Raw genomic sequence first — 18,986 nt, 5'->3', positions numbered from 1 at the left:
GTGAAGTCACGCTTGTTGGCAGGAGTCGCAGCAGTGGTGCTGGCCATCATTGGCGCCGTGCTGATGTTTACGTACGCCCAGGGCGCCGATCAGCGCGCGGTGGAGAAAATGGAGCCTGTGAGCGTCCTGGTGGTCAAACAGGCAATCACTGCCGGCACTCCGGTGGAAGCCTTCCAGGCCTCTGTCGCCTTAGAGCAGCTTCCCGGTGCCTCAGTTGCAAAAACATCCCTCGCCACACTTGAAACTGAATCGGGAAAAGTAGCTGCCGTAGACCTTGTGCCCGGTGAACAGCTGGTAGCCGAGCGTCTCGTCGCACCGGAAGACCTCAAGACCCCCGGATCGGTCAAAGTACCGGCGGGTCTGCAGGAAGTATCCTTCCAGCTAGAACCACAGCGCGTAGTGGGCGGGCGCCTTGCTCCCGGCGACCACGTGGGTGTGTTTATTTCCATGGATAAAGGCGGGCTGGAAGCGAAAGCTGACAAGGAAACGACCCAGCTTACGGTCCATAGCGCCCTAGTCACAGCAGTCCAGCGGGCACCCGAGGCAGCCGCAGCAAAACCGGCACCGTCGGCGAGCGCGGAGCCTGCAACAGATCCGCGCGATTCGACCCTCCCCACGGGGTCACTGATGCTCACGGTGGCAGTGAACGACGTGGATGCCGCCAAAATCATCTTCGCGGCGGAATTTGCCACTATCTGGCTCAGCCGGGAGCCGCTCGATTCACAGAACAACGGTCCCCGGGTCATGCAGCGGCCGGAGGTCTACAAGTGAGCCGCTTCGTCCTGGTGACGCCCGACGTCCATTTTGACAGCCGGCTGCGGCAGGCTGTCGCAGGGGGTCTGCAGGGAGGGGTTCAGACCTTCTTCACGAGTCTCCTGCCTGCGGATCCGCACGAGCTGTTTGCCCAACTCGACCAGGAACTTCCCGAGGTACTCATCCTGGGCCCGGAGGTTCCCGTTGACGACGCGCTCCGCCTCGCCACCGTTTTGGACGTGAGCTTTCCCGAGTTGAGCGTCGTGCTGGTCAGCGATCCCGACCCTACGTTCCTGCTCCAGGCCATGCGCGCCGGGATCCGGGACATTATCAGCCCTGCGTCGGACCCGGCCCAGATGCGCGTGCTCCTGGAGCGTGCCTGCCAGTCCTTCGCCAGCCGCCACAGGGCCCATGAGCCAAAAGATCCGGGGGCCCCTGCTACTCCCAAGGGCCTCGTGATCGGCGTCTTTTCGCCCAAGGGAGGCGTGGGCAAAACGACCATCGCCACCAACATCGCCATCGGGCTGGGCAAGATCGCGCCCATGAGCGTAGTGATTGTCGATCTGGACCTGCAGTTCGGCGACGTCGCCTCGGGACTCTATCTCAACCCCGAACACACCGTGACGGACGCCGTTTCAGCGGCTGCAGCCCAGGATTCCCTCGTACTGAAAGCATTTTTGACCGTCCACCCCGGCAGCATTTATGCCTTGTGTGCTCCCCCGAACCCCGTGGACGCGGACGAAATCGTACCAGAGCAAATCAGCCGCCTGCTTGAACAGCTGGCGGAGGAATTCCAGTACGTTGTGGTGGACACCGCGCCTGGCCTTCCGGAAGTTGGCCTGGCAGCGATGGAGCGGTGCACCGACGTCGTGTGGGTCAGTGGCATGGATATCCCTGGCGTCCGGGGCCTGCGTTCCGGACTGGACGTGCTCCGCCAGCTGGACATACTTCCGGAAACCCGCCATGTGGTCCTCAATATGGCTGATGCGAAGGCAGGGCTGACGGTCCAGGACGTCGAATCCACCGTTGGCGCGCCAGTCGACATCAGCATCCCCCGTTCACGTGCTGTGGCGTTTTCCACGAACCGGGGCATACCGGTCCTTCAGGAACCGGTGAAGGACCCTGCAACCAAAGGGCTCCTGCAACTGGTCAACAGATTTACGCCGGCGTGGCGGGCCCAGGCCCAAAAGAAACTGCATCGAAGGGTGGTTGTCTAAATGAAGCTCTCAGAGCGTATCCAAGCTGCCCAGCTCAAGGGCCAGCCGCAGCAGTCTGCCGTCGCCGTTGCCCCCGCCCGGCAGCCTAAAGCCATACCGGCAGCGGCCCCGGCGCGTGCCAGGGCCGCCGAGGCCAAGCGCCCGGACCTCAAGAAGCTTGACGCGAAGGCAGCGCCTGCCGGCCTTGCCGCCCTGCGTTCGACGCCCGCTAACCCAGTCAGTTTCTCCGACCACCTTGAGCCACCCAAAGCGAAAACCCAGCAACCCGTTGACGTCTTTGCCGCTCTGAAGGAACGCGCGGCCACGGCCCTCTTCGAACGTATGGGAACCCGTTTCAACGATTCGGCCGTCACCGAATACGAACTCAGGACCACGGCACGCGAAGAGCTGACCCGGATCATCGACACGGAACAGGTCCCGTTGTCAGCCGATGAGCGGGCCCGGCTTGTTCGGGACGTCGCCGATGATGTCCTGGGATACGGGCCGCTTCAGCGCCTGCTTGACGATCCGCAGGTCACCGAAATAATGGTGAACCGCATGGACCAGATCTATGTGGAGCGTAAGGGCCAGCTGACGCTGACCGATTCCCGCTTCAGTTCGGAAGCCCATCTCAGAAAGGTGATCGAACGCATCGTTTCCAAGGTGGGGCGGCGAATCGATGAGTCTTCGCCGTTGGTTGATGCCCGGCTCGAGGACGGCTCGCGTGTCAACGCTGTGATCCCGCCACTGGCAGTGGGTGGATCCTCCCTCACCATCCGTAAGTTCAGTAAAGTGCCTCTGACGGTTCGAAACCTCATCGATTTCGGAACGCTCACCCCGGAAATGGCGGAGTTGCTGAACGCCTGCGTAAAGGCCAAGCTCAACATCATCGTCTCGGGCGGAACAGGCACGGGAAAGACCACCCTGCTCAATGTGCTGTCGTCCTTCCTGCCAGCCAATGAACGGATCGTCACTATCGAGGACGCCGTCGAGCTCCAGATCCAGCAGGACCACGTGGTGCGGCTCGAAAGCCGTCCGCCCAACACCGAAGGCAAGGGTGAGGTGACTATCCGTGAACTCCTCCGGAACTCGCTCCGTATGCGCCCTGACCGCATTGTCGTTGGTGAGGTCCGCGGCGGCGAATCATTGGACATGCTCCAGGCCATGAACACCGGCCACGACGGGTCCCTGTCCACCGTTCACTCCAACTCACCCCGTGACGCCGTGGCCCGATTGGAGACGCTTGTACTGATGGCAGGCATGGACCTCCCCCTGCGCGCCATCCGGGAGCAGATTGCCTCAGCCGTCAACCTGATTGTGCAAATTTCGCGACTGCGCGACGGAACCCGGCGAATTACCCACGTCACGGAGGTCCAGGGCATGGAAGGCGATATCGTCACTCTCCAGGATGCTTTCGTTTTTGACTACTCAGCAGGCGTGGACGCACACGGCCGGTTCCTGGGCAGTCCTGTTGCGACGGGTATCCGGCCGCGTTTCATCGACAGGTTTGAGGACCTTGGAATCCACGTGTCACCGGGAGTCTTCGCCACGCCAGCCGCGCCTGCAGTTCCCGTTGTGGGCCGGCCATGATGCTGACAGCAGGAGCGTTCCTGTTCCTGGCTGCTGCGGTCCTGCTGGGGGTTGCCTTCATCCTCCGGCCAGCTCCGCACGTCCCCCTCGATAGACGGCGTCCGTATGAGTCCGAGCCGGATTCACAGCTGACGCGCATCGCTGGTTCCACAGTACGCATTTTTGACAAGGCCCTTGAGAGGGGAAGCCTGCGGCTGTTCAGCAAGGAGGCATTGGAGAATGCTGGAGTCCGCATGAGCCAAGCCGAGTTCCTGGTTCTGGTGGCTGCCGGGGCCGTGGTAGGAGCCCTGATAGGGCTGATTGTGATCGGACCGGTTCTGGCCGTCCTCCTGTTTGTCGCGGCGCCCTTCATAGGGCATGTAGTCCTTAATTTCCGCGCTGGCAAGCGGCGTAACCGGTTTGATCAGCAGCTCGGCGACACTCTGCAGTTGCTGGCCGGAGGCCTCCGTGCAGGCCACAGCATCCTCCGCGCCATCGATGCAGCAGCCGAAGAATCGCAGGCCCCGACGTCGGAAGAAATGCGCCGCGTCATCACGGAGACCAGCTTGGGCCGCGACCTCCTCGCGTCGCTGACAGATACCGCCGAGCGGATGAAGAATGAAGACTTCGTTTGGGTGGCACAGGCCATCCAGATCAACCGGGAAGTGGGCGGCAACCTGGCGGAGGTCCTCGACCAAGTGAACGAAACCATCCGGGAAAGGTCGGAAATCAAAGGCCACATCAAAGCGCTGGCTGCGGAAGGTAAATTCTCCGCGTATATCCTCATCGCTATGCCGTTTGGAATCGTGTTCATGCTCTTGGGGGTAAACCCGGGGTACATGAATTCAATGTTCACGCATCCCCTGGGCTGGGGAATGATCGGGTTCTCCTTCGTCCTCATGACCATCGGCAGTCTGTGGATGCGCAAAATCATTGACCTGAAGTTCTGAGCTGAAACATGAACGCCTTGGTATTTTCCTCACTCGTCCTGGTGGCTCTGCCGGTTGGTTACTTCACTTGGTCCCTCCTGTCTGTGGACCGCAAGGCACGCACGGCCACCGTGGAAATCCTCACCCGGGGGAGGCAGGAAGCCGAAGTCCAGGAAAAGGACACCAGCGGATTCCTGTCCGCCATCGGCTTCCGGCTGACGCCGGCCGCCTATGTCCGCAGGCTCGATCACCTGCTTTCGCTGGCAGGCAGGCCCGTCGCCTGGCCGCTCGGCCGCATCCTTGCAGCAAAACCCGTACTCGGGCTGATCGGGGCGTTGCTGGGGCTGCTGATCAGCACCAGCAGCCCGGCGCCGCTCATCAAATTGACAGGGATATTTGTCCTTTTCCTCGGGTATTTCATCCCCGACCTGCTCCTCTACAGCAAAGGCCTGGAACGCCAGAAGCTCATGCAGCTGGAACTGGCCAACACGCTGGACCAGATGCTCATTTCCGTGGAAGCCGGGCTGGGCTTCGAAGGAGCCATGGCCCGAGCGGGAGCAAACGGCAAGGGACCCCTGGCCGAGGAATTGGTCCGTACTTTGCAGGACATGCAGGTTGGGCGTAGCCGCAGGGAATCCTATCTGGCCCTCGCTGAGCGGACCAGCCTTCCTGAGCTCCGCAGCTTTGTCCAGGCCATTGTCCAGGCAGACAAATATGGGATTGCCATTAGCCGGGTACTCCGAGTGCAGGCGAAAGTGATGCGGGTAAAACGCCGCCAGCGCGCTGAGGAAAAGGCAATGAAACTCCCGGTGATGATCCTCTTTCCACTCCTGTTTTTCATTTTTCCCGTCCTCTTCATCGCGATTCTTGGACCCGCCGTCATCAACGCCGTCGTGACTTTCAGTAGCCAGTAATCCAGATCTGACACCCCGTTCCTCAATGTCCCGCAAGGTTTCCACAGGATCGGCTTAAGTCGGGGCCCCTACAGACAATCAGGAAGTAGCCTTGAACCATGCACACTCCAGACACAGGCTCCGGCGATAAGGGAACCACCGCGGTTCCCCTGCCCGCCGTGGCTGGAGGAATCCCGGAGCATGGAAGCCTGCAGGACCTGGACGATCTCCTTCCACTGGTCGATTCCGGCGTCCTCGAAGACTTGGAAGAAGAGCTGAACGGCTCAGAACTGGCCCTCCGCTTTGCCCGTGATTACGCCGCCATGTGGGACCAGCGGTACAGCCGGCTGGCCCTGGCAGTCGAGAACCAGGACCGTGCCGCCGCCCTGGACGCCATCATCAGCCTGCGCATCACGTCCGCCATGGTGGGGGGCGTTCGGCTGGCCCGACTGGCCGAGGTGCTGGAATCCGTCATTCGGGAGGGCGACTTCGGACAAGGCCAGGCCATGATGGAAAGCGTCGCGGAAAATGGCGACCAGACCATCTCCGAACTCCAGGCGAACTACATCCTGAAGAACGGTTAGGCCTTGGCCGCCCCGGGTCGACGGCAACTTATCTAACGCTGGTCCGGCCGTTTCGGCGCCAGCCTGTAGCCGACTCCCCGAACCGTCTGAAGCCACCGCGGAGCTGCCGGATCTTCCTTCAGCTTGCGCCGCAGGTTGCCGATGTGGACTTCCACTGCCCGTTCATCGGCTTCGCTGATGTAGGCGTCCTCCTCGTAGAGATCGCCCCGTACGGCCTTGACCAGGTCCGAGCGTGTGCAGACGGCCCCTCCACCGCGCAGCAGCACGTGGAGGAGGTCGAACTCGCTGCGCGTCAGCCCAAGCTGTTCACCGTGGATTGCCACCGAACGCGTCCGATGGTCAAGGACCAGCCCGTTGTGGTGCAGCACTCCGGTGTTTGCCAGCGGCGCAGGCGGCAAAGTACCCGAAGCCCATTCCTGGGGAACCTCCTGCTGGATCTCATGCCGCGGCCGGCGCATCATCGCAGCAACCCGGGCTCGCAGTTCGCGGGGACGGAAGGGCTTAGCGATGTAGTCATCCGCCCCTGCGTTCAGCGCGGACAGCAGATCCGGTTCTTCCGTCCTGCCAGTCAGCATCACCACGTAGGCATCGCTAAAATTCCTGATCCGCCTCAGCACCTCAAAGCCGTCAATATCCGGCAGGCCGATGTCCAGGGTCACCACATTCGCGTGCTTGGCCCGGACCACTTCAACGCCGTCCCGCCCGTCCGAGGCGGTATGGACCTCAAACCCGGCCTGGCTAAGCACACCCTCCAAGAGGTTACGCACGTCGGCATCATCTTCGATGACTACCGCTACTCCAAGATCGTCCATTGATATATCCCCATGCCAGGTGAAAGCGGCCCCCCATCAGCCCAGCGCCAATGCCGTATTCACTCCAACTGCCTCTACGCTACAAGGATGTAGGCCTGATGACACGTCTTTTCGGTATTGACCTGCGCAAAGTCAATTATCATGACATCAAACGTACATTTGGGGGCCGAGAGAGGGCTGAGCACTGTGGGCGTCACCAATTCGTTGCCAAATACGCTGAACGCGGCATTTGATCCGTCATCAAACACGGAAAAAGCCAATGCCTGACGGGCTGCTGCAGCGTGGTACGGCGCGGTATTTCCGGAATTTAGGGCAACGCGGCCAAGTAGCCTTATGCCAACTGCCGCTGACGCTGATTGTGGCCGCGATGGCGGTGGCCACACCGCTGGCCTGGCCGTCCCTGATGCACAGCCCGTTGTATCTCTCGGGCCTGGTTCTTCACGGCATCCTTTTCGTGGCATGCTTCGTGACGCCGTGGGAGCGGCTGGGCCCGCAAGCCTATCTTGCGGTGCCTATCCTGGACCTGCTGGCGATCGGCCTCCTACGAAATGGCGCCTCACCGCTTCTGCCGGGATTGGCTATCCTCGCCATTTTCCCGGTCATCTGGCTTTCGGCCTCCGGGTTAATGGCGCGCACCAGCATCGTGTTGAGTGTGATCGGGCCGATGCTCATCATGCTCCCCACGCTCTCCGGCAGGTTCCCCAACCTCACGGCATCTGACATCACATCCACCCTGCTTTTCCCGCTGATGATGCTCGCAGTGTCCCTGGCCATTCGCTTCGCGAGCGTGCATATGAGAATTCAACAGCGGCAGTTGAAGGAAAAAGACGCGGAACTCCGTGAATTGCTTGCAGCCAGCACGGACAGGGAACGGCTGCTGCAAACAATCCTGGACGCAACCGACGTCGGAATTGTGGCAGTGGACTCGGACGGTGGGATCCTCCTGACCAACAACAGGCAAAGGGATTTCGAGCAGATCTCCGGCCCACGGGAAAGCCCAACCACGGCCGAAGAGCAACAGCTGATTTTTGCCCGGGACAGGGTTACCCCCTTGCCCGCCGCCAAGCGCCCCGTCCGGCGCGCCATCGACGGCGAATCCTTCGCGGATTATCTCGTCTGGATCGGCACGGGGCCACGCCAGCGCGCCGTATCGACGGCGGCACGTCCGTTAATGGACGACGGCGGACGCTTCAGTGGCGCTGTCATCGTCTACACGGACGTCACAGGGCTGGTGGAGGCACTGGCGGCCAACGAGGAACTCGTCTCGAACGTCTCGCATGAATTCAGGAATCCGCTCAATTCCATCCTGGGCAATATCGATCTCGTGCTTGAGGACGTCCAGGGCACGTCCCCGGCCTCCGTCCGGCGATTGGAGGTTGTGCAACGCAACTCCGAGAGGCTCCTGGCTTTGGTATCCGACCTCATGGCGTCGGCTTCCTCCGCCCTCAAAGTGCACCCTAAACGCACGGACCTCGCAAGCCTCGTCGAGACCACCATCGGCTCCGCGCAGCCCCAGGCCGAACAGTCCAGCATCTCCCTGGTGGCCGATATCCCCTCGCCTTTGTGGGCCTACGCGGACCCGCTGCGCATCGGGCAGGCCCTGGACAACCTGGTGTCCAATGCCATCAAGTACTCCCCCGGCGGCGGCGTGGTAAACATTAGTGCCCAAGGCACGGACGAGTGGGTCCGGCTGAAAGTGCAAGACTCCGGGATGGGCATGACCCCGGAAGACTCGGCCAAGGTCTTCCGCCGGTTCTTCCGGACGGAGTCAGCACGCGAAGCCGCCATCTCGGGGGCAGGCCTCGGACTGTCCATTACCAAGGCCATCGTCGACGGCCACGGCGGCGATATTTCCTGCACCAGCAGCCCCGGCAAGGGCAGCACGTTTACGCTCACCCTGCCGGCCGAGGGGCCGAGGACGTACTAGGGCACGTCAGTTGGGGTGCTCCCGGACAGCCCTCGTGAGTTCGGCCCGCGCCAGCATCTCGCCGTCGGTCGGGTAGGCAACTTCCTCCAGGACCAGCGGGTGGGGCGCCGCCAGGACCGATTTGGCGTCCCGCTTCCTGGCGAGGAGGCGGTCATAGAGCCACCCGGGCTCCTCAATGCCCTCCCCGACGAACAGGGCCGAGCCCACCAGGGAGCGCACCATGTTGTGGCAGAAAGCGTCCGCCTGCACCGTGGCCACGATCACCCCGTCCTCCCCGCGCGCAAACTCAAAGCGCTGCAGTTCGCGGATGGTGGTGGCCCCTTCCCGAGGCTTGCAGTAGGAGAGGAAGTTCTGCAGCCCCAGTAGTTTGGAGGCCCCCTCATTCAGCAAGGAAACGTCCAGCGGATTCTTGTGCCACAGGGTGAAGTAGCGTTCCAACGGGTCCCAAAGGGCGGGGCCGTCCGCGATCCGGTAGCTGTAACGGCGCCACAGGGCCGAGAACCGCGCGTCAAAGCCTTCAGGGGCCAGGGACACCCTGTGGACCTCGATAGCCCCGCTGAGGTCGCCCAGGCCACGGCTCAGTGCGCCGCGGATCCTGCGCAGCATGGCGACGGCGGGATCGAGTTCGTGCCCGCGGGGCAGAGCCAGCCACTCAGCTTCGGTCAGGTCGAGATGGACCACCTGTCCCCGGGCGTGCACGCCGGCATCCGTGCGGCCAGCCACGGTCACGCGGACGGGCCGGCGCACGAGCAGCGCAACGGCTTCCTCCAGGACGCCCTGGACGGTCCGGAGGCCCGGCTGAAGGGCCCACCCATTAAAGGGACCGCCGTCATATGAAATATCAAACCGGATACGCAAAAACCCGCCGCCCCCTGAAACGGGGGCCGCGGGTTTTTGGTCGTTCATAGACTCAAGTCTATGCGAAGGAATCAGCGAATTACTTCGCGTCCTTTTCCTCAGCCTTGTCCTCGGCGGGAGCTTCCTCAGCGGCCGGGGCCTCTTCGGTTGCAGCCTCAGCCTCGGGAGCCTCAGCAGCTTCAGTCTCAACGACCTCGGCCTCGGGAGCCTCTTCAGCGGCCGGGGCAGCAGCAGCTGCTTCCTTCTTGTCGGCGTCGCGCTTTGCGGCAGAGGTAGCCTCGGCTACAACGGCCTGCTTAGCGGAAACCGGCTCAAGGACCAGTTCGATGACGGCCATGGGAGCGTTGTCGCCCTTGCGGTTGCCAATCTTGGTGATGCGGGTGTAGCCGCCGTCGCGGTTTTCCACTGCCTGTGCAATGTCGGTGAACAGCTCGTGGACGACGCCCTTGTTGCTGATCAGGCCGAGTACACGGCGGCGGGAAGCCAGGTCGCCGCGCTTGGCGAAAGTCACCAGGCGCTCGGCGTACGGCTTCAGGCGCTTGGCCTTGGTCACCGTGGTGGTGATCCGCTTGTGCTCGAACAGTGCTGCTGCCAGGTTCGCGAGCATAAGACGCTCGTGAGCCGGGCCGCCTCCGAGGCGCGGACCCTTAGTGGGGGTAGGCATAATTGTTTCTCCTCATATGGAAGCCGGTGGTGGGCACACCATGGTGCCCGCCGGCCAAGATCTGTTTTAGAGTTCGTCGTCGCCGAAGGCGGCGTCGTCCTCTTCAATTGCTGCGGCGCGTGCTGCGAGGTCAAAACCGGGAGGCGAGTCCTTGAGGGACAGGCCCAGTTCAACCAGCTTTGCCTTGACCTCGTCAATGGACTTCGCACCGAAGTTACGGATGTCCATCAGGTCGGCCTCGGAGCGGGCAACGAGTTCACCCACGGTGTGGATGCCCTCACGCTTGAGGCAGTTGTAGGACCGGACGGTGAGGTCCAGATCCTCGATCGGCAGGGCCATGTCGGCTGCCAGGGCAGCGTCCGTCGGCGACGGGCCAATCTCGATACCTTCAGCTGCGGTGTTCAGCTCGCGGGCCAGACCGAAGAGTTCCACCAGGGTGGTACCTGCGGAAGCAACCGCATCGCGCGGGGCGATGGCCTGCTTGGTCTCGACGTCGACAATGAGCTTGTCGAAGTCAGTGCGCTGCTCAACACGGGTTGCTTCCACGCGGAAAGTAACCTTCAGTACCGGCGAGTAGATCGAGTCGACCGGGATACGGCCGATCTCTGAATCGCCGGACTTGTTCTGAGCTGCCGAAACGTAGCCGCGGCCGCGCTCGATGGTCAGTTCGAGTTCGAACTTGCCCTTCGAGTTCAGCGTGGCAATGTGCAGATCCGGGTTGTGGAATTCGACGCCGGCCGGCGGAGCGATGTCCGCGGCCGTGACGACTCCGGGGCCCTGCTTGCGCAGGTAAGCAACAACCGGCTCATCGTGCTCGGAGGAAACCGACAGGCTCTTGATGTTCAGGATGATCTCAGTGACATCCTCCTTGACACCGGGAACCGTGGTGAACTCGTGCAGCACGCCATCGATCCGGATGCTGGTTACAGCAGCACCGGGGATGGAGGAGAGCAGGGTACGGCGGAGGGAGTTTCCGAGGGTGTAGCCGAAGCCCGGTTCCAGCGGTTCAATGATGAAACGCGAACGGTTTTCGGAGACTACCTCTTCGGAGAGGGTGGGGCGCTGTGCAATGAGCACTTAGGTTTCCTTTCGGCGAGCATCCGCTATATGACGCAACACAGGTGGTGGAAATTCGGTCTGAAGACTTAACGCGGCTGGGCCTGCCCGGACCATCTACGGTCCGGGCAAGCTCCTGCTGCTGTAAAAGCCTTAGACGCGGCGGCGCTTCGGCGGACGGCAGCCGTTGTGCGCTGCGGGGGTGACGTCCTGGATGGAGCCAACCTCCAGGCCAGCGGCCTGCAGCGAGCGGATTGCGGTTTCGCGTCCGGAGCCCGGTCCCTTGACGAAAACGTCAACCTTGCGCATGCCGTGCTCCTGTGCGCGCTTGGCAGCGGCTTCGGCAGCCATCTGGGCAGCGAACGGGGTGGACTTACGCGAGCCCTTGAAGCCAACCTCACCTGAGGAAGCCCAAGAGATAACAGCGCCATTCGGATCCGTGATGGAAACGATGGTGTTGTTAAAAGTGCTCTTGATGTGCGCCTGGCCAAGCGCGATATTCTTCTTGTCCTTCTTACGCGGCTTGCGAACCGCGCCACGAGTCTTCGGGGGCATTATTTCTCCTACAGAAAGTTATTGGGGGAAGACGAGTCAATCCCGAGGGATTTAACGAGCCTTCTTCTTGCCTGCAACGGTGCGCTTCGGACCCTTGCGGGTACGTGCGTTCGTCTTCGTACGCTGTCCGCGCACTGGCAGGCCCTTGCGATGGCGAATACCTTCGTAGCTGCCGATTTCTACCTTGCGGCGGATATCAGCTGCTACTTCGCGGCGAAGGTCACCCTCAACCTTGTAGTTGCCTTCAATGTAGTCACGCAGCTCAACCAGCTGAGCATCGGTGAGGTCCTTAACACGGACGTCAGCGCTGATGCCAGTGGCAGCCAGGGTTTCGTGTGCACGGGTCTTGCCCACGCCGTAGATGTAAGTAAGCGCAATTTCCAACCGCTTTTCGCGGGGAATGTCTACGCCAGCGAGACGAGCCATAGTGGCAGTACTCCTTGAATAAACCGGAGGTCGTAGGCAGTACACCCGCACGTTCTGTGCGGCCCCAGCCTCCGACCGGGGGTTAGCTGTCCGGGCTCATGCGTCCCAATTCAGCTTGTGCTGCCTTTATTTACTTGCGTGGGTTAGCAACCCAGGGTTTCCTTCAAGGAAGGAAATTAGCCCTGGCGCTGCTTGTGGCGCGGGTTCTCGCAGATCACCATGACCCGGCCATTACGGCGGATCACTTTGCACTTTTCGCAGATCTGCTTGACGCTCGGCTTGACCTTCATGGCATTCCTTTGCGTGTGGCAGTTGGTCAACTGGAGCGGCCTTCGGCTCTTGCCGGGGCTGCCCAGAATTTACTTGTAGCGGTAGACGATACGACCCCGAGTGAGGTCATAAGGGCTCAGTTCCACCACTACCCGGTCCTCAGGGAGAATCCTGATGTAGTGCTGGCGCATCTTGCCTGAGATGTGTGCCAGAACGATGTGCTTGTTGGTGAGCTCAACGCGAAACATCGCATTGGGCAGCGCCTCAGTCACAACGCCCTCGATCTCAATGACCCCGTCCTTCTTGGCCATACCCTCCGCTAACTGTTGTTGCCGCAGCCCTGCCGGATTGCACCGGACAAGACCACGAACGTTTTTGTTGGATCGGTTATCACCTCAGGCCCCAAACAGGGCACAGCAGGGCAGACAACCAACAAGCAACACTACGCCACTTTGCGGCGAATGTTAAATCCAGCCATGGTAGCGCACTGCGCGCCGGTACGCACTATATTCAGCTGCCGGAGTTGAGACCGCCTCCGCCCTGTCCACTCCATCCAGGATGGCCAGACGTACGACGTCGGCTGCCGCACTCTGCAGCGTGATGAGGCTAATCTGCCGGGCAGTTTCGGTGCTGCGGTCTAGCGCAATGGTGCCTGTTGCGAGGCAGAAGACGGTGTCGCCATCAGCCAGCGTGTGGGAAGGGTCCAGCGCCCGGGCGATTCCGGCCTGTGCAGCAGAAGCAGTCCGCTTGCACTCGGCCACATCAAGCACGGCGTTGGTGGCAACCACAACCAAGGTGGTGTTGGGTCCTGGGGCTTCCGGCGCTTCGGGCTCGGTATCACGCCCGCCAGCGGCATTCGCCGCATACGGAAGACCCAGCGCGTTGACTACCGCAAGTGCACCGACAACTGCGCCGCTCTCCAGAGTTACCGATGCGGTGCCCACTCCCCCTTTGTAGGTCCTGGCGATGACCGCGCCGGTGCCGGCGCCCACATTGCCGCGTCCGACGTCGTGCCCTTCCTCCTGGGCAGCGGCGGCCTCCGTGGCGGCGTAACCCATCCCGGCGTCGGGGCGGGCACTGAAGTCACCGCCGCGGCCGAGGTCGAAAATGGCTGCAGCGGGGACGATGGGGACCACCCCGCCGGGAACCGCAAAACCTCGGCCGTGTTCCTCGCACCAGCGCTGGGCGCCGTGGGCAGAGGCCAGCCCGTAGGCGCTGCCGCCCGTCAGGACCACCGCATCCACGGCGGACACCAGCGTGGTGGGGTCCAGTGCATCAGTCTCATGGGTCGCGGGCCCTCCCCCGCCGACGTCCACGGAACCGACCGTACCCGGCGGCGGCAGGACCACCGTCACACCACTCAACCAGCCGCCGTCGGACTTCTGCTGGTGGCCCACCCGGATTCCCGGCACATCAGTAATGGCTCCCATGGGCTCCATTGTTCCCCCTCACCCAACTAAGTAGCAGCAGATGTCGTTATGAGGGCTCAAAACGACATCTGCTGCGACCTAGTTGGGCAGGGGACGGGGCAACGCCGGATTCCAAAGCAAACGCTGGGCGATCCGATAGGCAACAGTCAGTAAACGGCCAGGGAAGGGTTGAACAACATATCCGCGTATGCCGGAAACCGGCTGTTGACACCCCGGGCGGTGTGGTGGAGTGAAGGCGGATCCTGCCCTGCCTCTTCCCAGGCCTGTTCACCGTTAGAGACCAATGACTTCACAACTCGCCGACAGGCACCCGCCACTGGCCCCGTCCGGCCAAGCTGCCGGCACGCCCGCCAGGCCCCGCCACAACCGCTGGTCGCAGCGGAAACGCCGGGACTTCTTCGTTTTCCTCGCGCTGGCCTTGCCTAACCTGCTGCTCATCGCGGTATTCACCTACGTTCCACTGTTCAACAACCTCTACTACTCCACGCTGAACTGGACGCTCGGCTCCGCGTCCGCCACCGTCGTCGGGCTGGAAAACTACATCACGTTCTTCACCAGCGCGGACGCCGGCCGGGTGCTGGGCACCACTGCCGTATTTATGGCCGCAACAGTAGGCGGCTCCATGGTGCTGGGCTTGCTGGTGGCGCTGGCACTGAACTCGAAAGTCCGCGGCACTACCTTTGCCCGGTCGGCAGTCTTCGCGCCGTATGTGCTGTCCGGGGTGGGTGTTGGCCTGGTCTGGCTGTTCATCTTTGATCCCGGCTACGGTGTGCTGGCCTGGATCCTTCGGGGCTTCGGACAGCAGAGCCCGCAGTGGATCAACGATCCGGAACTCTCACTGGTGATGGTCATCATCGTGTACGTCTGGAAGAACCTGGGCTACTGCGCTGTGGTGTTCCTCGCCGGGCTCCAGTCCCTGCCGCAGGATGTGATGGAGGCCGCCGCGCTGGACGGCGCCGGCCATTTCCGGCGCTTTCTCAGCATTTCCCTGCCGCTGCTCTCCCCTACTACGTTCTTCCTGCTGATCACCACCATGCTCAGCTCCCTGCAGGCCTTTGACCTCATCCGAATCATGACGCCCCTGGGCAGCGGCACCAGCACCCTCATCTACGAGGCATACCTCCAAGCCTTCGGTGCCTATAACCGCGCCGGCTATTCCGCCGCCATCTCCGTGGTCCTGTTTGCAATACTGCTGGTGATCACCGTGCTGCAGCTGCGGTTCATCGAAAAGAAGGTGCACTACTCGTGAACGCCCCCGCCGTCCTCCTCCCGGAACCTTCAACGTCCGACGCCGTCCCGCCCCGCGAGCGCGCATTCTCCCGTGCCAACCTGGCCAGGACAGTCGCTGCCGGGTATGCGCCGCTGGCCGTCGCTGTCCTGGTGGTCTTCCTGCCGCTGCTGTGGATGGTGCTGAGCTCGTTCAAACAACCTGGCGAAATAGTGACTTTGGACCTGCAGGCGCTCCCAGCAACCCTGGACCCGGAGAACTACCGGGTGGCCATGACCACGGTCCCGTTCGGTCAGTTCTTCCTCAACAGCACCATTGTCACCGTGGTCGGCGGCGGCATCAAAGTGATCCTGGCCCTGCTCACCGCCTACGCCCTGGTGTTCGTGCGGTTTCCGTTCAAGAACGTGATCTTCGTCCTCATCCTCGTGGCCCTGATGGTTCCCGCGCAGGTGTCAATCCTGCCGAACTACATCCTGATCGCCGGAATGGGCGGGAAGAACACCCTGTGGGGCATCATCCTGCCCGGCCTGGGAACCGCGTTCGGCACCTTTTTGTTGCGCCAGCATTTCCTGACCCTGCCCGGTTCCATCCTGGAATCAGCAGAGATCGACGGCGCCGGCCACTGGCGGCGGCTCTGGCAGATCGTGGTGCCGGTGTCCGTTCCTACCATCGCCACAGTTGCCCTGGTCACCGTGGTGAGCGAATGGAACGAGTACATCTGGCCGCTGATCATCACGGACAAGCCCGAAAGCATGACCCTCCCTGTGGGCCTGACCCTGCTACAGAACTCAGAGGGCAACGGTGCCGGCTGGGGAATCATGATGGCCGGCGCCGTCCTTGTGATCGTCCCCATCCTGGTCATCTTCGCCATGCTCCAGCGCTACATCGTCGCGGGCCTGACCCAGGGCAGCGTGACGGGCTAATCCCGGGCGGGTAGCGCCGGCGGGTACCGCCGTCGGGCATCCAAACATCCATCCACCGCATCCAGCACCACCGAGGCACACAACGAAAGGCAGCACCATGTCCCTAACCCTTGATCGACGGTTCTTCCTCACCCTGGCCGGGGCCGGGGCAGGAGCCGCAGCACTGTCCGCCTGCGGCGGCCCCTCAACAACCCCCGGAGCCGCGGTGACACCCGTTGCCGACATCGACTTCAGCGGCGTGAAGCCGGCCGCATCCATCGACTTCTGGTCCAACCACCCGGGCAAGTCACAGGATGTGGAAAAAAGCATCATCGAGAAGTTCCACGCCAAGTACCCGGACATCAAGGTGAACCTGGTGACAGCAGGCGCCAACTACGAGGAAATCGCCCAGAAGTTCCAGACCGCCCAGGCCGCCAAGTCAGGCCTGCCGTCCCTGGTGGTGCTCTCCGACGTTTGGTGGTTCCGTTACTACCTGAACGAAAGCATCATCCCGCTCGACTCGCTGGTCAAGCAACTGGACGTCAAGCTGGACGACTTCCGCACCTCGCTGGTGGACGATTACAAGTACGACGGCAAACAGTGGGCTCTTCCCTACGGCCGGTCCACGCCCTTGTTCTACTACAACAAGGACCACTTCGCTGCGGCAGGCCTGCCGGATCGCGCCCCCGCCACCTGGCAGGAATTCGCCGGCTGGGCACCCAAGCTCAAGGCAGCTTCCGGCGCCCAGTATGCCTTTATGCACCCCGCCCTCGCCGGGTACGCCGGCTGGACCCTGCAGAACAACCTCTGGGGCGAAGGCGGCGGCTGGTCCAAGGACTGGGACATCACCTGCGACTCAGCCGAGTCCGTCAGGGCACTGCAGGCTGCCCAGGATTCCGTCTACAAGGACGCCTGGGCGGGGGTCTCCTCCAAGGAATCCGCCGACGACTTTGCAGCTGGCCTCGCCTCGGCCACTCTGTCCTCGACGGGTTCGCTGATCGGCATCCTGAAGTCCGCCAAGTTCAACGTGGGCGTTGGGTTCCTGCCGGGCGGTTCGAAGGCCACCTCAGGGGTGTGCCCCACTGGCGGAGCCGGCCTGGGCATCCCCAGCGGTGTCACCAAGGAAGAGCAGCTTGCGGCCGCCATGTTCCTTCAGTTCATGACCGAGCCGGAGAACACTGCGGCGTTTTCAGCCGCAACCGGTTACATGCCCACGCGGACCTCCGCTGACATGACCGCCGTGCTGGCCAAGACCCCGCAGATCAAGATCGCCATGGACCAACTGGCCGTTACCCGCGTCCAGGACAACGCCCGCGTGTTCCTGCCCGGCGCAGACCAGGAGATGGCCAAGGCTGCCGCCAAGATCCTCACCCAACAGAGCGACGTCAAGGCCACCATGACGGAGCTGAAGTCGACGCTCGAGGGAATCTACACCAAGGACGTCAAGCCCAGGCTCAAGGCCTAACTTACGGGATGGGGACGGGAACGACGCCGAGCGGCACCAGGTGCTCTGCCCCGCCGTCGGGCGCGGAAAGGACCCAGATCCCCTTGTCGTGGACGGCCACGGAATGCTCCCACTGGCAGGAGCGCTTCCCGTCCGTGGTCACCACGGTCCAGTCGTCGTCGAGCACGGCGGTGTCGATGCTGCCGCGGACCAGCATGGGTTCGATGGCAAGGCACAGGCCGGGCCGGATCTTCGGGCCGCGGTGGCTGGTGCGGTAGTTCAAGACGTCCGGCGCCATGTGCATCTCCGACCCGATCCCGTGGCCCACGTAGTCTTCCAAGATGCCCAGGGGCTTGCCGGGGACGGAGGAGACGTAGTCGTCGATGGCAGCACCGATATCCCCCACGTGGCTGCCGGACGCCAGGGCGGCGATGCCCCGCCACATGGCCGCCTGTGTGACGTCGGAAAGACGCTGGTCCTCGGGGTCTGCCGTGCCCACGATGACCGTTCGGGCCGAGTCGGAGTGCCAGCCGTCAACGATGGCTCCGCCGTCGATCGAGATGATGTCGCCGTCGTTGAGGACCCGTCCGCCGGGGATGCCGTGCACCACTTCCTCGTTGACGGACGTGCAGATGGTGGCCGGGAAACCGTGGTAGCCGAAAAAATTGGACTTGGCGCCGGCCTGGTTCAGGACGGCCGCGAATACGTCGTCCAGGTGTTTGGTGGTGACCCCGGGCACCGCGGCCTCAACTGCTGCGTCCAGCGCACGGCTGAGGACCAGGCCCGCCTCGTGCATGGTGCGCATCTGGGCGTTGGTCTTATATTCAATACGGGGCTGGCCGAAAGCCATGGTGTGTCCTTTCAATGGCTGAGGCTCCTCCCGGAATCCGGGAGGAGCCTCGAATAACTGTTGCCGGGATCAGGCGGCCTGTGCTGCCTTGATGGCCTGCATGACGCGGTCGGTGACCTCGTCGATGCCGCCGATGCCGTCCACCTGGGTCAGGATGCCGCGTTCGGCATACTTGGCCACAACGGCCTCGGTCTGCTCGTGGTACAGGTCCAGGCGGTGGCGGATGACGGCTTCGTTGTCGTCGCTCCGGCCCGTTTCTTTCGCCCGGCCAAGCAGCCGGTGCACCAGTTCCTCGTCGTCGGCAGTGAGCTGCAGGACGACGTCGAGCTTCTCCTCGCCCTTGGCGAGGATCTCGTCGAGGTAGTCCACCTGGGCGGTGGTACGGGGGTAACCGTCGAGCAGGAAGCCGGTTTCGACGTCGGCCTCGCTGAGACGGTCACGCACCATCTTGTTGGTGACGCTGTCCGGCACAAAGTCGCCGGCATCCATGTACTTCTTGGCCTCGACGCCCAGCGGCGTCTCACCCTTGACGTTGGCGCGGAAGATATCGCCGGTGGAGATCGCAACGACGCCGAGGCGTTCGGAGATCCGCTCTGCCTGCGTTCCTTTGCCGGAACCGGGAGGTCCGATAATTAGCATT

The 18,986-nt window shown here is 62.6% G+C and carries 21 protein-coding genes; 10 read left to right on the top strand and 11 right to left on the bottom strand.

Annotated features, from left to right (window positions below; translation table 11 throughout):
* The 6 genes from cpaB to V9L18_RS09300 all read left to right on the top strand — a co-directional run bounded on the left by cpaB (nt 1) and on the right by V9L18_RS09300 (nt 5,924).
* Nucleotides 1–771, top strand: a complete 771-nt coding sequence (gene cpaB / locus V9L18_RS09325; RefSeq protein ID WP_337346889.1) for a Flp pilus assembly protein CpaB — start codon at nt 1–3, stop codon at nt 769–771.
* Complete coding sequence (locus V9L18_RS09320; protein ID WP_337346888.1) at nt 768–1,970, top strand: AAA family ATPase; 1,203 nt, start codon at nt 768–770, stop codon at nt 1,968–1,970. The genes cpaB and V9L18_RS09320 overlap by 4 nt, the downstream gene beginning before the upstream one ends.
* The gene (locus V9L18_RS09315; protein ID WP_337346887.1) at nt 1,971–3,539 is read left to right on the top strand and encodes a CpaF family protein; all 1,569 of its coding nucleotides are present in this window, start codon (nt 1,971–1,973) and stop codon (nt 3,537–3,539) included. It begins immediately after the preceding gene.
* Nucleotides 3,536–4,468: a type II secretion system F family protein gene (locus V9L18_RS09310; RefSeq protein WP_337346886.1), complete on the top strand. Its 933-nt coding sequence runs from the start codon at nt 3,536–3,538 to the stop codon at nt 4,466–4,468. Before V9L18_RS09315 ends, V9L18_RS09310 begins: the two co-directional genes overlap by 4 nt.
* An 8-nt stretch (nt 4,469–4,476) precedes the next feature.
* Nucleotides 4,477–5,361 carry a type II secretion system F family protein gene (locus V9L18_RS09305; RefSeq protein ID WP_337346885.1) on the top strand — a complete coding sequence of 295 codons (885 nt, stop codon included), beginning with the start codon at nt 4,477–4,479 and terminating at the stop codon, nt 5,359–5,361.
* A 98-nt stretch (nt 5,362–5,459) separates the two neighbouring features.
* The gene (locus tag V9L18_RS09300; RefSeq protein WP_337346884.1) at nt 5,460–5,924 is read left to right on the top strand and encodes an Hpt domain-containing protein; all 465 of its coding nucleotides are present in this window, start codon (nt 5,460–5,462) and stop codon (nt 5,922–5,924) included.
* Between the two features lie 32 nt (nt 5,925–5,956).
* On the opposite strand, the gene V9L18_RS09295 is transcribed toward V9L18_RS09300, so the two are convergent.
* Entirely contained in the window at nt 5,957–6,736 is a 780-nt protein-coding gene (locus V9L18_RS09295; protein WP_337346883.1) for a response regulator transcription factor, read from the bottom strand.
* A 259-nt stretch (nt 6,737–6,995) separates the two neighbouring features.
* Here V9L18_RS09295 and V9L18_RS09290 point away from each other — a divergent pair, with 259 nt between their 5' ends.
* Nucleotides 6,996–8,663, top strand: a complete 1,668-nt coding sequence (locus tag V9L18_RS09290) for a sensor histidine kinase (RefSeq protein ID WP_337346882.1) — start codon at nt 6,996–6,998, stop codon at nt 8,661–8,663.
* A gap of 6 nt (nt 8,664–8,669) precedes the next feature.
* On the opposite strand, the gene V9L18_RS09285 is transcribed toward V9L18_RS09290, so the two are convergent.
* The 8 genes from V9L18_RS09285 to V9L18_RS09250 form a co-directional block, all read right to left on the bottom strand.
* A complete protein-coding gene (locus V9L18_RS09285; protein ID WP_337346881.1) occupies nt 8,670–9,569 on the bottom strand; it encodes a tRNA pseudouridine synthase A in 900 nt (299 codons plus the stop codon).
* A 31-nt stretch (nt 9,570–9,600) separates the two neighbouring features.
* On the bottom strand, nt 9,601–10,185 hold the full coding sequence (gene rplQ, locus V9L18_RS09280) for a 50S ribosomal protein L17 (protein ID WP_337346880.1): 585 nt from the start codon (nt 10,183–10,185) through the stop codon (nt 9,601–9,603).
* A 66-nt stretch (nt 10,186–10,251) separates the two neighbouring features.
* Entirely contained in the window at nt 10,252–11,262 is a 1,011-nt protein-coding gene (locus V9L18_RS09275) for a DNA-directed RNA polymerase subunit alpha (RefSeq protein ID WP_131131310.1), read from the bottom strand.
* Nucleotides 11,263–11,394: 132 nt separating this feature from the next.
* Entirely contained in the window at nt 11,395–11,796 is a 402-nt protein-coding gene (gene rpsK / locus V9L18_RS09270) for a 30S ribosomal protein S11 (RefSeq protein WP_018769149.1), read from the bottom strand.
* Between the two features lie 51 nt (nt 11,797–11,847).
* Nucleotides 11,848–12,222: a 30S ribosomal protein S13 gene (rpsM, locus tag V9L18_RS09265; protein WP_028275004.1), complete on the bottom strand. Its 375-nt coding sequence runs from the start codon at nt 12,220–12,222 to the stop codon at nt 11,848–11,850.
* 176 nt (nt 12,223–12,398) lie between these two features.
* Nucleotides 12,399–12,512, bottom strand: a complete 114-nt coding sequence (gene rpmJ / locus V9L18_RS09260) for a 50S ribosomal protein L36 (protein WP_009358722.1) — start codon at nt 12,510–12,512, stop codon at nt 12,399–12,401.
* 69 nt (nt 12,513–12,581) lie between these two features.
* Nucleotides 12,582–12,803, bottom strand: a complete 222-nt coding sequence (gene infA, locus V9L18_RS09255) for a translation initiation factor IF-1 (RefSeq protein ID WP_009358723.1) — start codon at nt 12,801–12,803, stop codon at nt 12,582–12,584.
* A 153-nt stretch (nt 12,804–12,956) separates the two neighbouring features.
* A complete protein-coding gene (locus tag V9L18_RS09250) occupies nt 12,957–13,922 on the bottom strand; it encodes a P1 family peptidase (RefSeq protein ID WP_337346879.1) in 966 nt (321 codons plus the stop codon).
* A gap of 283 nt (nt 13,923–14,205) precedes the next feature.
* Here V9L18_RS09250 and V9L18_RS09245 point away from each other — a divergent pair, with 283 nt between their 5' ends.
* The 3 genes from V9L18_RS09245 (at nt 14,206) to V9L18_RS09235 (ending at nt 17,517) form a co-directional block, all read left to right on the top strand.
* Nucleotides 14,206–15,171, top strand: coding sequence for a carbohydrate ABC transporter permease (locus tag V9L18_RS09245; protein WP_337346878.1), 966 nt, complete (start codon nt 14,206–14,208; stop codon nt 15,169–15,171).
* A complete protein-coding gene (locus V9L18_RS09240; RefSeq protein WP_443197938.1) occupies nt 15,168–16,073 on the top strand; it encodes a carbohydrate ABC transporter permease in 906 nt (301 codons plus the stop codon). The genes V9L18_RS09245 and V9L18_RS09240 overlap by 4 nt, the downstream gene beginning before the upstream one ends.
* A gap of 97 nt (nt 16,074–16,170) precedes the next feature.
* Nucleotides 16,171–17,517 carry an ABC transporter substrate-binding protein gene (locus V9L18_RS09235; RefSeq protein ID WP_337346877.1) on the top strand — a complete coding sequence of 449 codons (1,347 nt, stop codon included), beginning with the start codon at nt 16,171–16,173 and terminating at the stop codon, nt 17,515–17,517.
* A 1-nt stretch (nt 17,518) separates the two neighbouring features.
* Here the strand turns inward: V9L18_RS09235 and map are convergent, their stop codons facing one another.
* Entirely contained in the window at nt 17,519–18,346 is an 828-nt protein-coding gene (gene map / locus V9L18_RS09230; RefSeq protein WP_337346876.1) for a type I methionyl aminopeptidase, read from the bottom strand.
* 69 nt (nt 18,347–18,415) lie between these two features.
* Nucleotides 18,416–18,985 (bottom strand): adenylate kinase, encoded by a 570-nt coding sequence (locus V9L18_RS09225; RefSeq protein ID WP_337346932.1) that lies wholly within the window; start codon nt 18,983–18,985, stop codon nt 18,416–18,418.
* Nucleotide 18,986 lies beyond the last annotated feature (1 nt).

The organism is Pseudarthrobacter sp. CCNWLW217 (assembly GCF_037203985.1).
Classification (GTDB): Bacteria; Actinomycetota; Actinomycetes; order Actinomycetales; family Micrococcaceae; genus Arthrobacter.
Note: the sequence above shows the minus strand (reverse complement) of the source record. Positions and strands in the feature narration are given on the sequence as shown.